Below are 20,516 nucleotides of genomic sequence, written 5' to 3' on the forward strand. Positions count from 1 at the left end.
CTTACCGGCTGCGGCGATTGCTGCCGTGGCCCCTATCTGGCAAGACTGAGCTATGAAAAGATCCGAGGAAAACCCGATGAGTGTTGTGGCAAGGCGGTCTTCAATGACCTTTTTCTCCGACAGTACCAGCCAGTATAGCCACCGTGTGCGCATAGTACTTGCGGAAAAGGGCGTCACTGTTGACCTGATCGAGTCCGACGGTGCCCACCCACCGCCTCAGCTTGCGGATCTCAACCCCTACAACTCGCTGCCGACCCTGGTCGATCGCGACCTGGTGCTCTATGAATCCAAGGTGATGATGGAGTATCTTGACGAGCGCTTTCCGCACCCACCATTGTTGCCGGTATACCCCGTGGCACGTGCTGAAAGCCGGCTGTATATATACCGTATTGAAAGGGACTGGTGTTCCCTGGTGGACTCCATTCTTCACTCTCGCAGTGAGAATGTAGTAACCAAGGCCACCAAGGAATTGCGTGAGGGTATTCTCGGCATCGCCCCGATTTTTGCCGAGAAGCCGTTCTTCATGAATGAGGAGTTCACCCTCGTTGATTGCTGCCTGGCTCCCATTTTGTGGCGGCTGCCGGCACTGGGTGTCGATATTCGCCCAAGCAAGCAGTCCAAGCCCCTGCTTGCCTACATGGATTCCCTGTTCAACCGGGAGTCCTTCCAGGAAAGCCTGTCTGAGCAGGAGCGCGAGATGCGCCTCTAAGGCGTATGCCCGGCATGATGACTTCCAGCCGTCCCTATATCATACGAGCTCTGTACGAGTGGATCGTGGAGAACGATTGCACGCCTTACCTGTTGGTCGATGCCACCCGGCAGGGCGTGGAGGTGCCGTCCCAGTATGTCAAGGAGGGCCAGATTGTCCTCAATGTCAGTCCGGGTGCGGTGGTGGACCTGAATATCGCCAATGACTGGATAAGCTTTAACGGCCGCTTCGGTGGCACGGCAACGGATATCCTGGTCCCGGTGCAGGCGATCATCGGTATTTACGCCCGTGAGAATGGCCAGGGCATGGTGTTCGAGGCAGAGGATACGCCGCCGCCGGAAGGCCCGGATGAGCCCCCGACCGGTAGTAATGGCAGCCCCTCAGGTAGTGCTCCCGCCGGTGGCAAGCCTGAGTCCAGGCCCGCACTCAAGATTGTCAGGTAGCGAAGCTGCCGCCTCCAACTGATGCGCCGAGGCGCTTCAGGAAGGCAGGAGTTCGAACAGCTGGACGACGCGCTTGACGCCGGTAATGTCAGCGGCGATATCCGCTACCCGCTGCGCTTCCTCTTCAGTGACCAGGCCCATCAGGTAGACAACCCCGTTTTCTGTAATGACCTTGGTGCGAATACCGGGTGTGTCGACATTGGCCAGTAGCCAGGCCTTGATCTTGCTGGTGATCCAGGTGTCCTGGGTGCGTGCCAGGGTCCCAATGGCGGGGCCGATTTCAAGTTCATTGTAGATGCGGCGCACGCCGCTGATCTTGCGGACTTCGTCGGCGGCCAGGGTTTTCAGCTCCGGACTGGGAACCTGTCCGGCGAGCAGTACAAAACCGTTGTAGCTCACCGCGACCAGGTGAGCGTTGTCGAAGCGCGTATCCGCGGCGTTGATATTGACGATCGCCTTGACCTCGATACTCTGGTCCTCAAGCCGCTGGGCCATGGTGCGCTTGGCCGGGTCGTCCTGGATGGGGCCCTTGTCCACGGTGGCGAGCATGCTGCCGCAACCACTGGCCAGCATTGTGCTGATGACCAGAGTGAGTGTTGTCAGTATTTTCATGAAGGGTTTCCGTTGTAATTACCAAATAAACTGTGGTCAGTCAGTTCACAAAGCAGGTGAATGACCATTGTGTGCAACTCCACGACCCTGGGCCTGCGCTGAGCGTTGCAGTTTATCACAACACCCGTGTTTCGAAGCAGGTCGGTGAGCTCGGCGTCCGCCGGATTGGACAATGCGAGCATGGACATGTTCCGTTCCAGGGCCGCCTGCACCGCGTGCACTATGTTACTCGCGCCTATTCCGCTGCTGATACAGAGTAGCAAGTCACCGGGCTGGCCCAGTGCTTTCACCTGGCGTGAAAAAATATCGTCAAAGCCTTGCTGACTGGCGATAGCGCCGGCGCCCGCACTGTCGCAGCCCAGTACCAGGGCCGGCAGGGCCGGGCGATCCTGTTCAAAACAGCCGAGCAGGTTGCTGCTGAGTAGCTGCGCCACACTGGCGTCCACCCCATTCCCACAGATAATTATCTTGCCTTCCTGCAACAGGGTGGCGGTAATCAGGGTGACCGCATCCTGGATAGGCGCTGCCAGGTCATCCACTGCCAGGGCAATGGTGTGGATAATATCCTGGAATGTGTCCGCAATGATCTGGTAGTCGTCGTCCATGTCCGGTTCCGTTGGCTGCGGGTCAGGTCGTGAATGCACTGCGTATCCACAGCGGCTCCGTGACCGTTTTGGATTGTCGCGTTTCGAACGCGAGTACGTCAAATCGGCAGGCTCTGCGGCCCCATATCGGCTCTGCGCGTAAAAAGGTGGCGGCCGCGCGCAGCAGCTTTTGTTGCTTGCGCCGGTCCACCGATGCCGCGGCGCTGGCAAAGCGCGGGTTGGTCCGCGCCCGCACTTCGATGAATACCAGGCATTCCTCATCGAGTGCGATGATGTCGATCTCACCGCATTTGCAGAGGTAATTGCGTCGCACAATTCGCCAGCCCCGCCCCGCCGCCCAGGCAGCCGCCTGGTCTTCAAATTCCGCACCGCGCTCGCGCATGACTGTTGCCTCCCTGGCGTCTGTATTCCAGGGCTGAGTGTACGTCAGAGGCGGGTGAGATCGCTGCCATCAAAAGTGGCCAATGCCGGCTCCCGAATGATGCGCAGGTCCTGGTCCAGCAGTAGCAGTCCCGTTGCGCCCTTGATCAGTGCGTCAGCGCCCGCCTGGAGCTGGACGCATCTGGATTGCAGCAACCCGGCATCGGCACCCAGGGCATTGAGTCGGGTGAAGCTGTCGCCGCCGGTCTCGCCGGCGGCAAGGGCCTCGCGCAGATCGGGATTGGCGCCCAGTAGCCAGGGCAATTCCACCAGTCGCGCACCATTGAGATCGCGGTTGCGCGGGTCCGGGATACCGCTATAGATACTTGAGGTCGCGTAGACGGGGAGAGTGCCGGCATAATGAAAGGCGAGCAGCGGCTTCACCGAGCGGGCCTCCGCGGGAGTGCCGGCAAGGAGGAATACCACGTCGACGTCTTGCCTCCTTCTGGCGATAAATTCGATATTGGTTGCCAGCATACTGCGCACTTCCCGTGCCCGCTGCTCGCTGTCGGTCAGGTTAAGTGCTGTCTTGATGCTCGCGGAATACGCTTCCGGGCTGCTGTAGGTGGCACTGGCGGCAATGCTGCCACCCAATGCCTGCCAGCGCTGTCGCAGAACGTCATTGAGGCGCGTGCCCCGCTCGCCGGCGGGGCGCAGTATCAGCGCGCGCCTGGCGCCCTGGCCGAAGGCCAGTTCCGCTATGCGTCGGGCCTCGTCTTCGGGCGCCAGTGACAACTGTACCAGCGCAGCACTACCGTGCACGACCGGTTCATCAATCCGGTTCAGTGCCAGTATGGGCACGGGCCGTTGCGGATGCCTGCCCAGTTGGGTCACCGCTTCTTTACTGAGTGGGCCGATGATCAGGTCGGCGCCACTGGCCACCGCGTGTTCGTAGGCGGCAACGGCGCTGGCAAATAATCCCGTATCGACGATGCTGATCTCATGGTCGCTGTCTTCACGCTCGCGCGCTGAATAGTAATGCGCGAGATAGCCGTCGCGTACTGCGCGTGCCGCGGGTGCCAGGCGCCCGCTCAACGGCAGCAGCAGAGTCACCTTGCGGACCGGTTGTCGCTCTGCCAGCAAAAACCCCAGGCCGCCGGGCAGCTGCTCTGCCGCGACGTGGTCCGGGTGTTTCGCCAGCCAGGTTTCAAGGCTGGCACGCAGGGCATTGACGCCCGGCTGGTCTGCCGCCAGTCTGGCCAGGCGCAGCCAGGCGCGCCACTCGGCCGCTGTTGCCTCTGCCAGGGCGCTATCCAGTTCCGTTGCCGGCAGGCGCTGCAGGTTATGCCAGATGTCGCGCTTGAGGGTGTCTCGCAGGATGGGGTCCAGTGCGTACTCCAGTTGTGTGACACCCAGCCTGGCGCTATCGCGGTATTGACCCGCAAGGCTGTGCATGTGGCGCCTGAAATTATCCAGTAACTGGCGCAGGGCCAGCGCCACGGGCTCCTGTGGCAGCGACTCCAGCAGGGCGCGAACCGTGTTGTAGTCACCTCGCAGGTAAGCTGCACGCGCCAACAGGTAGTGATGTCGAGCCAGGTCGTTGGCCACCAGGGTGTCGGGTAATGGTTGCAGGGCCTGCTCCGCTCCGATCCAGTCCTGGGCGGCGAGCCGGCGTTCGGCTGCGCTAAACTCCGCCTGCCAGGCACTTTCGGGTAGCTCGGCAGGGCCCTGTGGCGCCATCTCGGCGATCACCGGGGTTTCCAGCTCCGGCTCACCGCTCATATCCGGGGTTGGTGGTGTGCCGGCGCAGCCTGCTATTACTCCCAGTAACAGCAGTAAAATCGGTGCTGCCACCGGTGGCCGCTTTTCTGCAAACGCTGTCATGTTATCCTTCCGGATTCGGGGCCGGGTTGGTTGGGGCTGTCGATTCATTCACTGCGTATGATACAAGGCTGGGAACAATAAGTGGAATCAGGGCTGTACGTTGTTGCCACACCAATCGGTAACCTGGGTGATATTTCCCAGCGTGCGCTGGCCGTGCTTGCCGCGGCGGATCTTATAGCCGCTGAAGATACCCGCCATAGCGCGCGCCTGTTGCAGCACTTCAGCATCGATACACCGATGCAAGCTTACCACGATCATAGCGACCAGCGGGCATTGTCGAAGGTGCTGGATTGCCTGGCGGCGGGCGGGGTGGTGGCACTGGTGTCGGATGCCGGTACGCCGCTGATTTCCGACCCCGGCTACCGGCTGGTGCGCCAGGTGCAGGATCTGGGGCATGCAGTATACCCGGTCCCCGGTGCCTGTGCGGCGATTGCGGCGCTCAGTGCCTCGGGCCTGCCCACCGACCGCTTCCTGTTCGAGGGCTTCCTGCCGGCCAAAGCCGGTGCGCGGGCGAGTCGCCTGCAGGCGCTGGCTGCGGAGAGTGCCACCCTGGTGTTTTACGAGGCGCCGCATCGGGTTGCGGAGACCCTGGAAGCGATGATCACCTGCCTGGGGGGCGAGCGTGAAGCCCTGCTGGCACGCGAACTGACCAAAACATTCGAAACCCTTCATCGCGCCCCACTGGTGGAGCTGAGCCGGTTTGTCGCGGCCGATTCCAACCAGCAGCGTGGAGAAATCGTGCTGGCGGTTGCCGGCCGGCGCGGCCGCGAAGAAGTCGTAGCGCCGGAAGTGGCGCAACTGTTGCGGCGACTGGCACAGGAGTTGCCGGCCAAGCGAGCGGCGGCAGTCGTTGCCGATTGCACGGGGTTGCGCAAGAAGCTGCTGTATGAATTCCTGGTGCATTCCCCGGTGGAGTAGACAGTAGCGCTTGCCATGGCGCTGGCCGGCGGGTAGTCTTGCCGCCGAGTCGGTCAGGCGATCGCTCCCGGCCCTGTGTCGGGGGAGGAAAGTCCGGGCTCCACAGGGCAGAGTGCCAGGTAACGCCTGGGGGGCGCGAGCCTACGGAAAGTGCAACAGAAAGTATACCGCCCGGCTTCGGCCGGGTAAGGGTGAAATGGTGCGGTAAGAGCGCACCGCGCGGCTGGTAACAGGCGTGGCGATGGTAAACCCCACTTGGAGCAAGACCAAATAGGAATCCTTATGCTGCGGCCCGCAGTGGATTCGGGTAGGTCGCTACAGGCAGGCGGTGACGCCTGTCGCAGATGAATGATCGTCCACGACAGAACCCGGCTTATCGACCGACTCAACTTTTTTACCGTGTCCCCGCCCCTGGCGGGGGTGCTTCTTTGTGCTTTGGCGAGATCATAGATATACGATTTACTGCTAAAAACCCTCCTCGAAAATAAGAAAATAGACTGTAAGTTAAAGTGAATCCTCAACAGATCATGTTACTGGTTTGTTTTGCGTGATTTTTTGCCTGTAATTACCCGTGATTTCCTGCTGCGCAATGCTCAAAAATGCGCTAATTAACTGAAATTAAAACGTTTTCTCCCGAGGCTCGCTTGACACTCCGAGTACCGCAGACCTATAGTGTCGAAAAGTGGCAATAAGTGGAAATATCTGGCTTTTTGTGGGTTTGAGAGTCGGGTGAGTGGGGAAAACTGGCGTGTTCCGTGGAGTACAGCATATAAATATGGATCCCAAAGGACGCCTGGCAATGCCGGCGCGCCAGCGGGAGCCATTGCTGTCGAGTTGTGAGGGCCGGATCGTGGCTACGATCGATACCCAGGCAACCTGCCTGACCATTTACCCGCTCCCCGAGTGGGAGCGCATTGAGCAGGATATTCAGGCACTGCCCGCCCTCAAGCCTGCAGTCAAGCGTTTTCAGCGGCTGGTGCTTGGTTATGCCACCGATCTTGAGCTCGATTCCAACGGGCGTATGCTGCTGCCCCAGCCGCTGCGCGACTACGCCCGCCTGGACAAGAAAGTGGTCCTGGTCGGGCAGGGCAACAAACTGGAGTTGTGGGCCGAAGAGCTATGGATGGCGGAATGCGAGCAAGCCCTGCTGGACTCCGGTCCCGAGGCAGAGTTGCCCGATGAATTGATGTCCCTGACCCTGTAGGTGAGCGACATGCATCAAACAGTCATGTTACGAGAAGCGGTGGACGCTCTGGTGACAACCCCCAGCGGTATTTATGTGGACGGCACTTTTGGTCGCGGCGGGCACAGTCGTGAGCTGCTGCAGCGGCTGGATGACCAGGGCCGGGTGCTGGGAGTGGACAAGGATCCCGCCGCGGCGATCGACGCGGCAAAGCTTGCGGCCAGTGATCCCCGGTTCAGCTTTTTTCACGGCTCTTTCGCCCAGCTGCCGGGGCAACTGCAGGCGATGGGCCTGGCTGCGGTTGACGGCATTCTGCTTGATCTTGGGGTTTCCAGCCCACAGCTGGATGACAGTGAACGCGGTTTCAGTTTTCAGCACGACGGCCCCCTCGATATGCGCATGGATACCTCTCGCGGCGAAACGGCCGCTGAGTGGCTGGCGCATGCAGATCAGCAGGACATTGCCCGGGTATTGAAGGATTACGGGGAAGAGCGGTTTGCCCGGCGCATTGCCGGTGCCATCGTCGACGCCCGTGCCGAGGCACCCATTACGACAACCGGTCGCCTGGCAAAGATTGTCAGCGAAGCCAACCCGAAGTGGGAAAAACACAAGCACCCGGCAACCCGCGCATTCCAGGCAATTCGTATCAAGGTTAACCGGGAGCTGGACGACCTGGTGGACCTGCTGGCGGTCGCCCTCGACCTGCTGCGGTTAGAGGGCCGCCTGGTGGTGATCAGTTTTCATTCCCTCGAGGATCGCCTGGTTAAGCGTTACATGCGCGATATGGCGCGCGGCGATGCCATTCCTGCGGGCGTACCCATACGCGATAGCGCACTCAACCGCCGCATGCGGCTGCTGGGTAAAGCCGTGCGCGCCGGGGCCGACGAAGTCACCGCCAACCCCCGCGCGCGCAGTGCCATCATGCGTGTCGCCGAGAAGATCAGCTGATATGGCCGGCGATATTCATAAAACGCAGGTGGCCGCGGGTCGTGAGCCACAGGCAACATCTTTCATCTGGGTGGCGGGGCTGTCGGTGCTGATTCTGGGCTCGGCTTTTGCGGTCATACAGAGCTCGCACCAGTGCCGGCAGCTGTATGCCGTATTGCAGCAACTGGAGGCGGACCAGTGGCTGCTGCACGAAGATTACGGGCGCTTGATACTTGAGCAAAGCACCTGGGCGTCACACTACCGGGTAGAGCGCGTTGCGACGCGCGAGCTTGATATGCAGGCGCCGGAGCTGCACGAAGTGAACGTGGTGAAGCCATGAGCCGCGCCCCACGCAAGACGGTCATCGCTCCCTGGCGTTTTTACCTGGTGGTGATTGCACTGTTGGCGCTGCCGACGCTGCTGGTTGGGCGGGTCTTGTCACTGCAGGTGCTGGACACTGATCGCGGTCGCAGTTTCCTGCAGAACCAGGGCGATCTTCGCTCAGTGCGTAATGCGGAGATACCCGCCTATCGCGGTGTGATTTCCGATCGGCGCGGCGAACCCCTGGCGGTGAGCACCCCGGTGATTTCGCTGTGGACGGATCCCGCAATTCTGGCCGGGGTAGAGGATCTGTCAGCGCTGGCAGGGGCTCTGGAAACTACCCCCTCGGCACTGCGGGAACGGCTCGACAATTACGCGGGCAAGCGTTTCATTTACCTGCAGCGCCACCTCGTGCCCGTTGCCGCCCGCGACATACTGGCGCTGCGTATCCCGGGTGTGTATGGCAAGCGCGAATATCGCCGTTTCTACCCTGCGGGTGAGGTGGTGGGCCAGCTGGTCGGGTTTACCAATACCGACGGCGCCGGCATTACCGGCCTGGAGCTCGCCTATGATGAATGGCTGAAAGGTGTTCCGGGCCAGAAGCAATACATCAAGGACCTGCACGGCGATGCGGTGCGTGATATCGGCGTGCTTGAGCCCGCGCGCCCGGGTAAGGATCTCAGGCTCAGCATTGACCTGCGACTGCAGTACCTGCATCACCAGGAATTACAGCGGGCAATGGCACTCACCGGTGCCAGCGCGGGCACTATTGTGACTCTGGACAGTCATACCGGCGAGGTGCTGGCGATGGTAAATCATCCCGTCTACAACCCGAACAGCCGCCGCGGTATTACCCCGGCGCAGACTCGCAACCGGGCCATGACCGACATGTATGAGCCGGGCTCGACCATGAAGGCGTTTACCCTGGTGGCGGCGCTGGAAAGCGGTCGCTACTCGACGGAAACCCTTATTGATACATCGCCCGGGCGCATCAGGGTGGGTCGCAAAGTGTTTCCGGACCCGCGTGATTATGGTGAGATTACAGTGTCCCGTATTATTGAAAAATCGAGCCAGGTGGGCGTTACCCGCATTGCCCTGGATCTTGGTCACCAGCCCATTCTGGACGTCTTTGCCCGCTTCGGTATCGGCAGCATGCTGGCAACCGGTTTTCCCGGTGAGAGTGCGGGGCTATTGCCCAATCGCGAGCGCTGGAGCGATGTGGAAAAAGCGACCCTGGCATTCGGGTACGGCTTGACCGCCACTCCTTTACAGCTCGCCCACGCCTACAGTGCCTTTGCCAATGACGGTATCCTGCAGCCTGTGTCCCTGCTGGCGACCGGGCAGCCCGGTACGGATGGCACGCGAATCATTTCAGGGGATCTGGCGGCGCAGGTGCTTACCGTATTGCAGCGGGTCACCGAAGAGCACGGTACTGCGCGGAAGGCACAGGTGCCCGGCTACCACGTGGGCGGAAAGACCGGTACGGTACACAAAGTGGGACCCGGCGGTTACCAGGATAACAAGTACATCGCCCTGTTTGCCGGTATTGCGCCCATAGAAGATCCCCGTTTTGTTACTGTAGTGATCATCAATGAGCCCCAGGGTGAAGCTTACGGGGGTGGCGCTGCCGCGGCGCCGGTTTTCTCCCGGGTGGCGCAGGGCACACTGCGGCTGTTGAATGTGCCACCGGAAGTGCCGGCGCCTGCCGAGCTGACGGTTGCCGCGCCGGCAAGTCATACCTCCGGGGCGATACCCCGTGCGGAGGTGTCGGGATGATGGCGGCTACGGCAAGTGCCACCCGTGAAATGACGCTGTCCGCGTTGCTGGGCAGTTGCGCCGAGGGATTCACCGATGTGCGGGTCAGCGGCGTACAGCTGGATAGCCGGCGGGTAGGCCCCGGGGACCTGTTCCTGGCATTAGCGGGAGCCCGCCATGACGGGCGCCGCTTTATCGAGCAGGCAATCACCGGTGGTGCGGCGGCCGTGGTGGCCGAGCCTCCGCTGGCGAATGGTGGGCCGGCGCTGCCGGTACCCGTGCTGGAACTGCCCGGGCTGGCCCGCGAGGCGGGTGTGATCGCTGCGCGCTTTTACGGTAACCCCAGCGCGAACCTGGACATCATCGGCATCACCGGCACCAACGGCAAAACCACCACCAGTCGTCTGCTGGCGCAGTTGTTGCGTGCCACCGGACGGCGCTGTGGTGTTATCGGTACCCTCGGCACCGCTCTTGACGACAGTGTCACCGAGGCCGCCAATACTACCCCGGACCCGGTAACACTGCAGCAGCAACTTGCCAGTTGGCGTGACGAGGCTGTTGATTCGGTCAGTATGGAAGTGTCTTCCCATGCCCTGGACCAGGGTCGGCTGAATGGCACGACCTTTGCCATCGCCGTATTCACCAACCTGACCCGGGACCACCTGGATTACCACGGCACCATGGTGGCTTACGGGCGCAGTAAACTGAAACTGTTCACCACGCCGGGCCTGCGCCACGCGGTAGTGAACCTGGACGATCCGTATGCCGCCGAAGTACTCGCCAGTCTGCCTGCAGGCGTGGCGGCCTGGCGCTACTCCGCCGCGGGTCACCCGGATGCCGATATCCGGGTAACGGCGCCCCGGTTCCATACCGGCGGCGTGGAGGCTCAGCTTGTGACCCCCTGGGGACGCGGCGTTTTTGCCAGCCCGCTGCCGGCGGATTTCAATCTTGCCAATGTGGCGGCCGCGGTCACCTGCGCCGTATTGCTGGGCGCGGAACTGGCACCGACCCTGGCGGCAGTTGCCGGTCTGCGCGGTATTCCCGGCCGCATGCAGCTGATCCGCAATACGGTCGGGCTGCAGGTGATCGTCGATTACGCCCATACCCCCGATGCACTGGCCCAGGCACTGCAGGCGCTGCGTCGCCATGTGTCCGGCCGTCTGCTGGTGGTGTTTGGTTGCGGTGGTGATCGCGATAGGGCCAAGCGGGCATTGATGGGACGTGCCGCCTGTGCCGGTGCCGACCAGGTGATCCTGACCTCGGATAACCCACGCACGGAAGACCCGCTGGCGATTCTGGCCGATATCAACGCAGGTTGCAGCGGCTCGGATGTCCAGGTAGAGCCGGACCGCGCGCAGGCGATCGCCACTGTCATCGCCGAGGCGAGGCCGGGCGACTGTGTACTGATCGCCGGCAAGGGGCACGAGGAATACCAGATTACCGGTACGCAACGGATACCGTTCAGTGATGTCGAGGTGGCCACCGCCGCACTTGCCAGGAGGGCATCGGCATGATGCGTGCATTCACACTCAGCGAACTGGAAAAGCCCCTGCAGGCAAGGCTCTCTGGCGCCGACACCACCATTACCCGGGTGAGTACCGACAGTCGGGCCATCGGCCCCGGTGACTTGTTTGTTGCTCTGGAGGGCGAACATTTTGATGGCCACGATTTCCTTGAGGTAGTGGCCGCGGCGGGTGCTGCCGCCGCAGTGGTCAGCCGACCGGTCAAGACCAGCCTGCCCGTGTTGCAGGTAGCGGATACCCAGCGCGCCCTGGGCTATCTGGGCGCCTATAACCGCTCCCTTTACCAGGGGCAGCTGGTGGCGATTACCGGCAGCAATGGCAAGACCACGGTCAAGGGCCTGGTCAGCGCGATACTGGCCCGTCGTGGTCCCACCCTGGCGACAGAGGGCAACCTCAACAATGAAATCGGGGTGCCGTTAACCCTGTTGCAGCTGGCTCCCGAACACGCTTTTGCGGTGGTGGAGATGGGCGCTGCGGGCCCCGGCCACATTGCCTGGCTGTGTGAACTGGCACGCCCGGATGTAGCCCTGCTGCTCAACGCCATGCCGGCCCACCTGCAGGGCTTTGGCAGTCTTGAGGGCGTTGCGGCCGGCAAGGGCGAGATCTACGAGGGGCTGGCCGGTGCCGGCACGGCGATCATCAATGCCGACCAGCCCTGGGCCGCGCGCTGGCGGAGCCGCGCAGGTACCGCCGCCATGCTCGATTATGGCCTCGAGCATCCGGCAGCCATCAGTGCCAACACGATTCAGTCTCGCGGGGTTGCCGGCATCAGCTTTATCGCCAGCACCCCCGCTGGCGACGCCCCTATCCGCTTGCAGCTGCCTGGTCGGCACAACGTTGCCAATGCCCTGGCGGCGATTGCCGCGGGTCTCGCCTGTGGCCTCACCCTGGCCGAAATCACCGCGGGACTGGCCAGTGTGCAGCCACAGCCAGGTCGCGGCGCCCTGCATCGGGGTCTGGCGGGCGCCACCGTGGTGGATGACACCTATAACGCCAACCCGGGCTCGGTACACGCAGCTATTGACCTTCTGGCGAGCTGCCAGGGTCGCCGTACCCTGATTCTGGGAGCCATGCTGGAGTTGGGCGCTGACAGTGAATCCCTGCATGAAGCGGCGGGCCGCTACGCCCGGGAGCGCGGCATTGAACGTTTTTGCGGTGTCGGGCCCGAACTGGCCGGGGCGGTGGCGGCGTTCGGCCACGGCGAATGGTATGCCGATTGCGGCGCTGCCATCGCAGCACTTGCCGACAGTTTTGATGAGCGGGATACCGTGCTGATAAAAGGTTCCCGGGGGGCGGCCATGGAGCGAGTGCTGGCCGCACTGGTGCAACAACAGAAGGAGGCCCGGAGCTGATGTTGTTGTTCCTCGCAGAGTATCTCACCCAGTTTGCGACCGGCTTCCAGGTATTTCAGTACCTGACCCTGCGCGGCATTCTCGGCGCCGGTACGGCGCTGATTATTTCCCTGCTGGTAGGGCCGGCGATGATCCGGCAGCTTAACGTCTACCAGGTGGGGCAGTCCGTGCGCAGCGACGGGCCGCAGTCGCACCTGAGCAAATCAGGCACCCCCACAATGGGCGGCGCGCTGATCCTGGTGGCAATCGCCATCAGTACGCTGTTGTGGGCCGACCTGCGCAATGACTATGTCTGGATTGCCCTGGGGGTTACCGCGGTATTCGGGGCGGTAGGCTGGGTAGATGACTATCGCAAGGTAGTAGAGCGTGACTCCCGGGGTCTGCCGGCGCGCTGGAAATACCTGTGGCAATCGGTGGCCGGTTTGGCGGCGGCCCTGTACCTGTATTTCGCATTTGATACCGCGGTGACCACAGAGCTCTACATTCCCTTTTTCAAGGATTTCGCCTGGAGCATGGGTCCGCTGTTTATAGTGCTCACCTATTTCGTGATTGTCGGCTCGAGTAATGCCGTTAACCTGACCGACGGCCTTGACGGCCTCGCCATCCTGCCCACGGTAATGGTGGGTACCGCCCTGGGGCTGATAGCCTACCTGACCGGGCATGCGGACTTTGCGGATTATCTGCAAATTCCCTATGTGGCCGGCAGTGGCGAACTGGCGGTGTTCTGTGGCGCCATCGCCGGTGCCGGCCTGGGCTTTCTCTGGTTCAATACTTACCCCGCCCAGGTGTTCATGGGCGATGTCGGCGCACTGGCACTGGGCGCTGCGCTGGGCACCGTCGCGGTCATTACCCGCCACGAGATCGTATTTTTCATTATGGGCGGCATCTTCGTACTGGAAACGGTATCCGTCATTTTGCAGGTGGCCTCGTTCAAGCTTACCGGCAAACGCATCTTCAGGATGGCGCCCATTCATCACCATTTCGAACTGAAAGGCTGGCCGGAACCGCGGGTGATCGTGCGCTTCTGGATTATTACCGTAATGCTGGTCCTGTTCGGGCTGGCCACTTTGAAATTACGTTAGGCAGACCGGGAGTGCATCGACAGTGATACAGGGGCTAATAGCAAGCAGCGGCGGCGGGGTCATTTTTGGCCTCGGTGTTACCGGCTTGTCGGTTGCCCGCCACTGGTATCGGCAGGGCCTGCGCTTTACCGTGATTGACACCCGTGCAGCACCCCCGGAACTGGCTACCCTGAACCGCGAAATGCCCGAGGTACCGGTCTTTGCCGGTGACATTCCCGAATCGGTGATCACCGCGGGTGGCGAGTGGATAGTCAGCCCGGGTATTGCCCTGGATGCGCCGCTGGTGCAACGCGCCATTGCCGCCGGCGCGGTGATCATGGGTGATATCGACCTGTTCATGCGCGAGGCGCAGGTGCCGGTGGTGGGTATTACCGGCTCCAATGCCAAGTCCACGGTGACCGCGTTGCTGGGCGCCATGGCAGGGGAGGCCGGGCTGAATGTGGGCATCGGCGGCAATCTCGGTACGCCGGCGCTGGACCTGCTGGCAGCCGAGCGCGAACTTTATGTGCTGGAGCTGTCGAGTTTCCAGCTGGAGCGGGCCGGCGACCTGGGGCTGGCTGTGGCGACCGTACTTAACGTCAGCGCTGACCATCTGGATCGCCACGGCAGCCTGCAGCACTATCACCAGGCCAAGCACCGGATCTTTCGCGGCTGCCTGAAGGCGGTGGTTAATCGCGATGACCCACTTACCCTGCCACTGGTTGCAGCGAGTGTGCCGGTAATCAGCTGGCGCCTGCGGGAGCCTGAACTGGGGGCCTTCGGTCTGCGCAATGTTGACGGTACCGAGACGCTGTGTTTCGGTTTTGAGCCGTTGTTGGCCGCGACGGACCTGGGCATGGCCGGACGCCATAACGTGGCAAATGCATTGGCGGCTTTTGCCCTGGGCCATGCCGCCGGTTTGCCGATGGCCGCCATGGTCACCGCCGCGCGAACCTTCCGCGGGCTGCCACATCGTTGCCAGGTGGTGACGGAACGCAACGGGGTGCGCTTCGTCAATGACTCCAAGGGCACTAATCCCGGTGCTACGGTTGCCGCCCTGAACGGGCTGGCTGCGGGGGAGCATACGGTAATCCTGATCGCCGGTGGCGTGGCCAAGGGTGCCGATTTCGGTTCCCTGCGACCCGCCGTACAGGCTCATTGCAAGGCCCTGGTCCTGCTGGGCGAGGCAAGCGCGGAGCTGGAGCAGTCCCTGGGGGATATCGTGACCTGCTACCGCGCCGGGGATATGGCCGACGCGGTGGCCCAGGCCGAGGCAGTGGCCCGGCGGGGTGAGGTGGTGCTGCTGTCTCCGGCCTGCGCCAGTTTCGACATGTTTGAGGGCTACGCCGCCCGGGGTGACGCCTTTGTGCGCGCGGTGCAGTCGTTGCCGGAGGCGCAGTCATGATCTCTCTGCGCGAGCGCCTGCCTATGGACCCGACCCTGCTACTTCTCGGCCTGGCCCTGATGGCTGTGGGCCTGGTGGCAATCAGCTCCGCCTCGGTGGAATACGGTACCTTTCATCATGACAATGGCTGGTATCACACGCAGCGTCACCTGTTCTACCTGGTGGTCTCCCTGGCCGTGGCGACCGGTGCCTACTTCGTGCCGGCGCAATTCTGGCTGGCAACCGGCTGGTTCTGGCTGCTGGGCGGCGTGGCGCTGCTGGTGCTGGTGCTGCTGCCGGGTGTCGGCAAGGATGTCAACGGTTCGCAGCGCTGGCTGCCACTGGGGCCGTTCACCCTGCAGGCCTCGGAATTCGCCAAGTTTACGGTCCTGATATACCTCGCCGGCTATCTGGTTCGCCATGGTGACGAATTGCGCAGTCGCTGGCAGGGTTTTGCCAAGCCCATGGCAGTACTGCTGCTGGTGAGCGTACTGTTAATGGCGGAGCCGGACTTCGGCGCGACCGTTATCCTGGTTGTCACCGCCTTCGGCATGCTCTTTCTCGCCGGGGTCAAGCTCACCAGTTTCCTCGGGGTCATGTCGCTGAGTGTGGCTGGCCTGGTAGCGCTGGTATTTGCCGCGCCCTACCGTGTTGCGCGGTTGACCGCTTATACCGATCCCTGGGCTGATCCCTACGGCAGCGGTTTCCAGTTGATCCAGTCACTGATTGCGTTCGGTCGCGGCGAGTGGGTGGGCGTGGGTCTGGGGAACAGTATCCAGAAGCTCTTTTACCTGCCGGAAGCGCATACCGATTTCGTGTTCTCGATCTGGGCGGAAGAAACCGGGTTTTTAGGGGCAATGCTGGTAATTGGCCTGTTTGTGGCTTTGATCGGTCGCATTTTGTGGGTGGCGCGCCAGGCCCAGATAGTGGGCGATGAGTTTGGTGCCAACCTCTGTTTTGGCGTGGCGCTGGTATTTTCCGGGCAGGCTTTCGTGAATATCGGGGTGAGCTCGGGGCTGCTGCCTACCAAGGGCCTGACCCTGCCCTTTGTCAGCTATGGCGGCAGTAGCCTGATCGTGTGCTGCACCATGCTGGCATTGGTACTGCGTATTGAGCGCGACCTGTGCGTGGCGCCGTCCCGCAAAGCGGCTGCACCTGCCAATAAAAAGAGGGCGCGCGCATGAGCCTGCCACCCCTGATCCTGATCATGGCCGGTGGTACTGGCGGCCACGTCTATCCTGCGCTGGCGGTAGCCGTTGAGCTGCGCGAGCGCGGCTACCGGGTGGAGTGGGTGGGAACCTCGCGCGGCCTGGAAGCCCGGGTCGTTCCGGCTGCGGGTATTGTTTTGCATGCATTGCCGGTGCGGGGAGTGCGTGGCAAGAACATCCTGCACACGCTCCTGGGCCTGTGGCTGCTGTTGTGGTCTTCGCTGCTGGCGCTGCGACTGGTCTGGCGACTGGCACCAGCCTGTGTGGTGGGTATGGGTGGTTACGCGGCGGGGCCCGCGGGTGTCGCAGCATGGTTGCTGCGCAAGCCTTTGTTGATTCACGAACAGAATGCAATCGCAGGCACCACCAACCGCATGCTCGCACCGCTGGCTAAAGCTGTGGTGTGCGGGTTTCCCGGTGCCTTTGCCGACGGCCGGGCTGTACAGGTCCTGGGCAATCCGGTGCGTCGCGAGCTGCTCTCGACCGCCGCAGAACAGCCCTGGGACTATAGCGGCCAGCGTCCCCTGCGGCTACTGGTGCTGGGAGGAAGCCTGGGTGCGCAACCGCTCAATACACTGTTGCCGGACGCGCTGCGCAAATTGCGCAGGCAGGCGGGCGAGGGTGTGGTTGAGGTCTGGCACCAGGCCGGGAATGCGCACGTGGACGACCTGGGCAAGGAGTATGGCGAGATGCTCGAACACGGTGTTCGGGTCAGTGCATTTATTGAAGACATGGCCGCCGCCTACGGCTGGGCCGACCTGGTGATTTGTCGCGCCGGGGCGCTTACGGTTGCAGAGCTGGCGATCATGGGGCGGCCGTCGCTGCTGGTGCCGTTGCCCCATGCGATTGACGATCACCAGAGCGCCAATGCCCGCGCGCTCGCCGACCACGGCGCTGCCCTGTTGCTGCGTCAGCGCGAGCTCAAGGCGGCCGACCTGGCGGCGACACTCGCGGGCTATATCGCCAATCCCCAGCGTCTCGCGGCCATGGCCGCGGCAACGTCCGCAGCCGCGCGTCCGCGGGCTACCGAGCAGGTTGCCGATCTGTGTGAGGCGCTGTGCGCAAACACCTCAGGGAGCACGCGATGAATGACACTAACCTTTACAGCGTGCCCGAAATGCGGCGCATCCGCCGGATCCACATGATCGGTATCGGCGGCTCCGGCATGAGTGGTATTGCCGAGGTGCTGGTTAACCTCGGCTATGAAGTCTGCGGCTCTGACCTGCGTGCCAGCTCGGTCACCGAACGCCTGCAGCAGAAAGGAATCGACGTGTTTTTCGGTCACGCGGCGGCCCACGTGCGTGGCGCGAATGTGGTGGTCAGTTCCAGTGCGGTACACGACGACAACCCCGAAGTGGTCGCCGCCAAAGCCGCGCGTATTCCGGTGGTGCCGCGGGCGGAAATGCTGGCGGAACTGATGCGTTACCGCCACGGCATAGCAGTAGCCGGCACACATGGGAAAACCACCACCACCAGCCTGATTGCCGCGATATTCGGCGAGGCGGGCCTGGATCCGACTTTTGTCATCGGTGGCCTGGTCAACAGCACCGGCAGCAACGCCCAGCTCGGCGCCAGTCGCTTTCTGGTTGCCGAGGCCGATGAGAGTGACGCTTCCTTCCTGCACCTGCAGCCGATGGTGACAGTGGTGACCAATATCGAAGCAGACCACATGGAGACCTACGGCGGCGATTTTTCGGTATTGCGCGGCACTTTTCTGGAATTCCTGCATAACCTGCCATTTTACGGACTGGCGGTGCTGTGCCTGGATGACCCGGTAGTGGCCGGCCTGTTGCCCGACCTGGCGCGCCAGTTTGCGACCTACGGCACCGCAGCGGACGCCGATTACCGCATCACCGACATCGACCGCCAGGGCCTGGCCACGGCGTTCACGGTGCACCGGCCCGGCAGCCTGGCGCCCCTGGCGGTGCACCTGAATATGCCCGGCCAGCACAATGTACTCAACGCAACCGCGGCCATAGCCGTTGCCAGCGATGAAGGCGTGGACGATGCCGCGATCCTGCGCGGGCTGGCGAACTTTGGCGGTGTGGGTCGCCGTTTCAGTGTACTGGGCGAACTGCAACTGGCCGGCGGCAGCGCCCTGCTGGTGGATGACTACGGCCACCATCCCACGGAGGTCCGCGCCACCCTGGACTCCGCGCGCCAGGCCTGGCCGGACCGCAGGGTGGTCATGATTTACCAGCCTCATCGCTATTCCCGGACCCGCGACCTGTACGAGGATTTTGTGGCCGTGCTGTCGCGTTGTGATGCGCTGCTTTTGCTGGAGGTCTATGCGGCCGGGGAAGATCCCGTTCCCGGTGCCGACAGCCGCAGCCTTACCCGCAGCATTCGCCAGCGCGGCCAGGTGGAACCGGTTTTTGTCGAGAGCACGGATGAAATGGCAACCGTACTGCGCGGCATCCTGCGCGATGGCGATGTGCTGATCACCCAGGGTGCGGGCAACATAGGCCGGCTGGCCCAGGACCTGTACGCCCTGGGCAGTCTTGTGGAGGTCGGCCAATGAATTGGGCGCAGGCAACAGCGGGTCCGGTGGCAGTGCTCCTGGGTGGGCGCTCCGCAGAGCGCGACATCTCTCTGCTCAGTGGCGCTACCGTGGTTACGGCACTGGAAAGCCTGGGTTGTGACGTGCGCCGTGTGGATCCGGCGACACCCGGTTGGATAGCGCAGCTTGAAGGCGTCACCTTTGCATTTAACGCGCTGCACGGCCCCGGTGGTGAAGATGGCGTGATCCAGGGTGCCCTGGAGACCCTGCAAATACCGTATTCGGGCTCGGGAGTGCTGGGTTCGGCGCTGGCCATGGACAAGCAGCGCAGCAAACAGCTGTGGCAGGGAACCGGCATTGCGACCGCGGGATTTGCAGTGCTCACCGCCGATACCGACTGGGACGCGGTGATGACCCGTTTTGGCAAGGTGTTTGTCAAACCGGCCTGCGAAGGCTCCAGTGTCGGCATGGCGCCCGCCAGCAACGCCGCCGAGCTGGAAGCCGCCTGGCGCGAGGCCGCGGTGTACGGCAATACCGTTCTGGCGGAACAGTTTATCGATGGCCCCGAATATACAGTGGCGATCCTGGGACAGGAGGCACTGCCCTCCATTCAGATGGAAACCGACCGCGCGTTTTATGACTACGAAGCCAAGTATTTATCGGACGAGACCCGTTACCACTGCCCGAGCGGCCTCGATGCGGCCTCCGAGGCCGAGGTGGCCGCGCTGGCGCTGGCGGCTTTCCGGGCACTGGATTGTGCGATCTGGGGCCGGGTTGACCTGATGCGTGATCGCGACGGACGCTTTTATGTACTGGAGGTGAACACGATTCCGGGGATGACCTCGCACAGCCTGGTGCCCATGGCGGCCGCTGCGGTGGGGCTGTCGATAGCCGCGCTGGTCCGGCGCATTGTCGAATTGAGCTGGGGAGGCGGACATCGTGGCGACGAGGCCTGAATCCGTGCGTCGCCGCAATGCGGCTGCAGGCGCAACCCGGCGCAAGCCGGCGGCACCGGCCGCTACACGACTGCGCCCCGGCATGGCGGTGCTGGACGGCTGGGTCAACCGCTTGTTGATCCTGGTGGGCAGTGCGGTGGTCATCGCCGCGGGCTTGCAGGCCTGGTTCACCCTGCAGCAGATTCCGGTGGAGCAGATTACGGTAACCGGCAGCCTGCAGCGCACCCAGACCGAGCTCGTGCAGGAGATGGTGCAGCCGGCCCTGGTGGGCGGCTTCCTGGGCGCGGACCTGGGCGAAGTGCGCGACCAGCTGGAGGCCCTGCCGTGGATTTACCGTGCGTCGGTGCGCCGGCGCTGGCCCAACGCCCTGGAGATCCATGTGCTGGAGCAATTGCCTATCGCCCATTGGGGCGACAACGGTTTCCTGAATCACGAGGGCCAGGTTTTTCAAAGTGACAGTGTCCAGGCAGGGGAGGCGCTGCCGCGACTGCGGGGGCCGGAGGGCGCCGCCGGACAACTGATGGTCAGTTACCAGCAGCTGGGCGAGCTGCTGAAGCCGGTAAATCTGGCGGTGCTGGCGCTAACCCTCGATAAGCGTGGTCATTTGTCCGCGGTGCTTGAAGGCGGCATTGCCCTGGCGCTGGGTAATACCGATTTCGCCGAGCGGGTGCAGCGTTTTACCACGGTCTATGCCCGCGAACTGGCGGCACGCCCGGGCGAGGTGGAGCGGGTCGACCTGCGCTACGAGCGCGGCCTGGCGGTCGCTTTTCGGGAGCCGGTTGAACTGGCGGTGGTCGTCAATGAATAAGACAGCT

At 62.7% G+C, this 20,516-nt stretch carries 20 protein-coding genes and 1 other RNA gene; 17 read left to right on the forward strand and 4 right to left on the reverse strand.

The window, feature by feature from the left end; genetic code table 11:
* The first annotated feature begins 76 nt into the window (after window positions 1-76).
* Both CWI75_RS05660 and CWI75_RS05665 read left to right on the forward strand, forming a co-directional pair.
* Window positions 77-709 (forward strand): glutathione S-transferase N-terminal domain-containing protein, encoded by a 633-nt coding sequence (locus tag CWI75_RS05660; RefSeq protein WP_101520526.1) that lies wholly within the window; start codon window positions 77-79, stop codon window positions 707-709.
* Between the two features lie 17 nt (window positions 710-726).
* Window positions 727-1,152, forward strand: a complete 426-nt coding sequence (locus CWI75_RS05665; RefSeq protein WP_101520980.1) for a ClpXP protease specificity-enhancing factor — start codon at window positions 727-729, stop codon at window positions 1,150-1,152.
* A gap of 36 nt (window positions 1,153-1,188) precedes the next feature.
* On the opposite strand, the gene CWI75_RS05670 is transcribed toward CWI75_RS05665, so the two are convergent.
* From CWI75_RS05670 to CWI75_RS05685, 4 genes are read right to left on the reverse strand one after another with little or no spacing between them, the layout of a single operon-like run.
* A complete protein-coding gene (locus CWI75_RS05670; protein ID WP_101520527.1) occupies window positions 1,189-1,764 on the reverse strand; it encodes a BON domain-containing protein in 576 nt (191 codons plus the stop codon).
* Window positions 1,761-2,369: a D-sedoheptulose-7-phosphate isomerase gene (locus CWI75_RS05675; RefSeq protein WP_101520528.1), complete on the reverse strand. Its 609-nt coding sequence runs from the start codon at window positions 2,367-2,369 to the stop codon at window positions 1,761-1,763. Before CWI75_RS05675 ends, CWI75_RS05670 begins: the two co-directional genes overlap by 4 nt.
* A 22-nt stretch (window positions 2,370-2,391) precedes the next feature.
* Window positions 2,392-2,751 carry a YraN family protein gene (locus CWI75_RS05680; protein ID WP_101520529.1) on the reverse strand — a complete coding sequence of 120 codons (360 nt, stop codon included), beginning with the start codon at window positions 2,749-2,751 and terminating at the stop codon, window positions 2,392-2,394.
* 44 nt (window positions 2,752-2,795) lie between these two features.
* Window positions 2,796-4,613 carry a penicillin-binding protein activator gene (locus CWI75_RS05685; protein WP_162300003.1) on the reverse strand — a complete coding sequence of 606 codons (1,818 nt, stop codon included), beginning with the start codon at window positions 4,611-4,613 and terminating at the stop codon, window positions 2,796-2,798.
* A gap of 81 nt (window positions 4,614-4,694) precedes the next feature.
* Between CWI75_RS05685 and rsmI the strand changes: the two genes are divergently transcribed.
* From rsmI to CWI75_RS05760, 15 genes are all read left to right on the forward strand, one after another.
* Complete coding sequence (rsmI, locus tag CWI75_RS05690; RefSeq protein WP_101520531.1) at window positions 4,695-5,531, forward strand: 16S rRNA (cytidine(1402)-2'-O)-methyltransferase; 837 nt, start codon at window positions 4,695-4,697, stop codon at window positions 5,529-5,531.
* A 45-nt stretch (window positions 5,532-5,576) separates the two neighbouring features.
* An RNA gene (gene rnpB / locus CWI75_RS05695) (RNase P RNA component class A) lies at window positions 5,577-5,923 on the forward strand.
* A 356-nt stretch (window positions 5,924-6,279) separates the two neighbouring features.
* Entirely contained in the window at window positions 6,280-6,735 is a 456-nt protein-coding gene (mraZ, locus tag CWI75_RS05700; protein WP_101520532.1) for a division/cell wall cluster transcriptional repressor MraZ, read from the forward strand.
* Window positions 6,736-6,744: 9 nt separating this feature from the next.
* Window positions 6,745-7,662 carry a 16S rRNA (cytosine(1402)-N(4))-methyltransferase RsmH gene (rsmH, locus tag CWI75_RS05705; RefSeq protein ID WP_101520981.1) on the forward strand — a complete coding sequence of 306 codons (918 nt, stop codon included), beginning with the start codon at window positions 6,745-6,747 and terminating at the stop codon, window positions 7,660-7,662.
* A gap of 1 nt (window position 7,663) precedes the next feature.
* Window positions 7,664-7,981, forward strand: a complete 318-nt coding sequence (gene ftsL, locus CWI75_RS05710; RefSeq protein ID WP_101520533.1) for a cell division protein FtsL — start codon at window positions 7,664-7,666, stop codon at window positions 7,979-7,981.
* Complete coding sequence (locus CWI75_RS05715; protein ID WP_101520534.1) at window positions 7,978-9,738, forward strand: peptidoglycan D,D-transpeptidase FtsI family protein; 1,761 nt, start codon at window positions 7,978-7,980, stop codon at window positions 9,736-9,738. The genes ftsL and CWI75_RS05715 overlap by 4 nt, the downstream gene beginning before the upstream one ends.
* On the forward strand, window positions 9,735-11,231 hold the full coding sequence (locus CWI75_RS05720; RefSeq protein WP_206604651.1) for a UDP-N-acetylmuramoyl-L-alanyl-D-glutamate--2,6-diaminopimelate ligase: 1,497 nt from the start codon (window positions 9,735-9,737) through the stop codon (window positions 11,229-11,231). Before CWI75_RS05715 ends, CWI75_RS05720 begins: the two co-directional genes overlap by 4 nt.
* Window positions 11,228-12,592: a UDP-N-acetylmuramoyl-tripeptide--D-alanyl-D-alanine ligase gene (locus CWI75_RS05725; protein ID WP_101520535.1), complete on the forward strand. Its 1,365-nt coding sequence runs from the start codon at window positions 11,228-11,230 to the stop codon at window positions 12,590-12,592. The genes CWI75_RS05720 and CWI75_RS05725 overlap by 4 nt, the downstream gene beginning before the upstream one ends.
* On the forward strand, window positions 12,592-13,674 hold the full coding sequence (mraY, locus tag CWI75_RS05730) for a phospho-N-acetylmuramoyl-pentapeptide-transferase (protein ID WP_101520536.1): 1,083 nt from the start codon (window positions 12,592-12,594) through the stop codon (window positions 13,672-13,674). Before CWI75_RS05725 ends, mraY begins: the two co-directional genes overlap by 1 nt.
* A 22-nt stretch (window positions 13,675-13,696) precedes the next feature.
* Window positions 13,697-15,058, forward strand: a complete 1,362-nt coding sequence (murD, locus tag CWI75_RS05735) for a UDP-N-acetylmuramoyl-L-alanine--D-glutamate ligase (RefSeq protein WP_241521090.1) — start codon at window positions 13,697-13,699, stop codon at window positions 15,056-15,058.
* The gene (gene ftsW, locus CWI75_RS05740) at window positions 15,055-16,221 is read left to right on the forward strand and encodes a putative lipid II flippase FtsW (protein ID WP_101520537.1); all 1,167 of its coding nucleotides are present in this window, start codon (window positions 15,055-15,057) and stop codon (window positions 16,219-16,221) included. Before murD ends, ftsW begins: the two co-directional genes overlap by 4 nt.
* Window positions 16,218-17,333 carry an undecaprenyldiphospho-muramoylpentapeptide beta-N-acetylglucosaminyltransferase gene (gene murG / locus CWI75_RS05745; protein WP_206604652.1) on the forward strand — a complete coding sequence of 372 codons (1,116 nt, stop codon included), beginning with the start codon at window positions 16,218-16,220 and terminating at the stop codon, window positions 17,331-17,333. The genes ftsW and murG overlap by 4 nt, the downstream gene beginning before the upstream one ends.
* On the forward strand, window positions 17,330-18,766 hold the full coding sequence (gene murC, locus CWI75_RS05750) for a UDP-N-acetylmuramate--L-alanine ligase (RefSeq protein ID WP_101520538.1): 1,437 nt from the start codon (window positions 17,330-17,332) through the stop codon (window positions 18,764-18,766). Before murG ends, murC begins: the two co-directional genes overlap by 4 nt.
* Window positions 18,763-19,701 carry a D-alanine--D-alanine ligase gene (locus tag CWI75_RS05755; RefSeq protein ID WP_101520539.1) on the forward strand — a complete coding sequence of 313 codons (939 nt, stop codon included), beginning with the start codon at window positions 18,763-18,765 and terminating at the stop codon, window positions 19,699-19,701. The genes murC and CWI75_RS05755 overlap by 4 nt, the downstream gene beginning before the upstream one ends.
* Window positions 19,685-20,509 (forward strand): cell division protein FtsQ/DivIB, encoded by an 825-nt coding sequence (locus CWI75_RS05760; protein ID WP_101520540.1) that lies wholly within the window; start codon window positions 19,685-19,687, stop codon window positions 20,507-20,509. The genes CWI75_RS05755 and CWI75_RS05760 overlap by 17 nt, the downstream gene beginning before the upstream one ends.
* Window positions 20,510-20,516 lie beyond the last annotated feature (7 nt).

The organism is Kineobactrum sediminis (genome assembly GCF_002868715.1).
In the GTDB taxonomy this organism is placed as follows: domain Bacteria; phylum Pseudomonadota; class Gammaproteobacteria; order Pseudomonadales; family Halieaceae; genus Kineobactrum; species Kineobactrum sediminis.

Excerpts from the sequence above, each read along its gene's own strand:
- CWI75_RS05660 (WP_101520526.1), top strand. The coding sequence starts at position 77 with ATGAGTGTTGTGGCAAGGCGGTCTTCAATGACCTTTTTCTCCGACAGT.
- CWI75_RS05665 (WP_101520980.1), top strand. The coding sequence starts at position 727 with ATGACTTCCAGCCGTCCCTATATCATACGAGCTCTGTACGAGTGGATC.
- CWI75_RS05670 (WP_101520527.1), bottom strand. The coding sequence starts at position 1,764 with ATGAAAATACTGACAACACTCACTCTGGTCATCAGCACAATGCTGGCC.
- CWI75_RS05675 (WP_101520528.1), bottom strand. The coding sequence starts at position 2,369 with ATGGACGACGACTACCAGATCATTGCGGACACATTCCAGGATATTATC.
- CWI75_RS05680 (WP_101520529.1), bottom strand. The coding sequence starts at position 2,751 with ATGCGCGAGCGCGGTGCGGAATTTGAAGACCAGGCGGCTGCCTGGGCG.
- CWI75_RS05685 (WP_162300003.1), bottom strand. The coding sequence starts at position 4,613 with ATGACAGCGTTTGCAGAAAAGCGGCCACCGGTGGCAGCACCGATTTTA.
- rsmH (WP_101520981.1), top strand. The coding sequence starts at position 6,745 with ATGCATCAAACAGTCATGTTACGAGAAGCGGTGGACGCTCTGGTGACA.
- ftsL (WP_101520533.1), top strand. The coding sequence starts at position 7,664 with ATGGCCGGCGATATTCATAAAACGCAGGTGGCCGCGGGTCGTGAGCCA.
- CWI75_RS05715 (WP_101520534.1), top strand. The coding sequence starts at position 7,978 with ATGAGCCGCGCCCCACGCAAGACGGTCATCGCTCCCTGGCGTTTTTAC.
- CWI75_RS05720 (WP_206604651.1), top strand. The coding sequence starts at position 9,735 with ATGATGGCGGCTACGGCAAGTGCCACCCGTGAAATGACGCTGTCCGCG.
- CWI75_RS05725 (WP_101520535.1), top strand. The coding sequence starts at position 11,228 with ATGATGCGTGCATTCACACTCAGCGAACTGGAAAAGCCCCTGCAGGCA.
- mraY (WP_101520536.1), top strand. The coding sequence starts at position 12,592 with ATGTTGTTGTTCCTCGCAGAGTATCTCACCCAGTTTGCGACCGGCTTC.
- ftsW (WP_101520537.1), top strand. The coding sequence starts at position 15,055 with ATGATCTCTCTGCGCGAGCGCCTGCCTATGGACCCGACCCTGCTACTT.
- murG (WP_206604652.1), top strand. The coding sequence starts at position 16,218 with ATGAGCCTGCCACCCCTGATCCTGATCATGGCCGGTGGTACTGGCGGC.
- murC (WP_101520538.1), top strand. The coding sequence starts at position 17,330 with ATGAATGACACTAACCTTTACAGCGTGCCCGAAATGCGGCGCATCCGC.
- CWI75_RS05755 (WP_101520539.1), top strand. The coding sequence starts at position 18,763 with ATGAATTGGGCGCAGGCAACAGCGGGTCCGGTGGCAGTGCTCCTGGGT.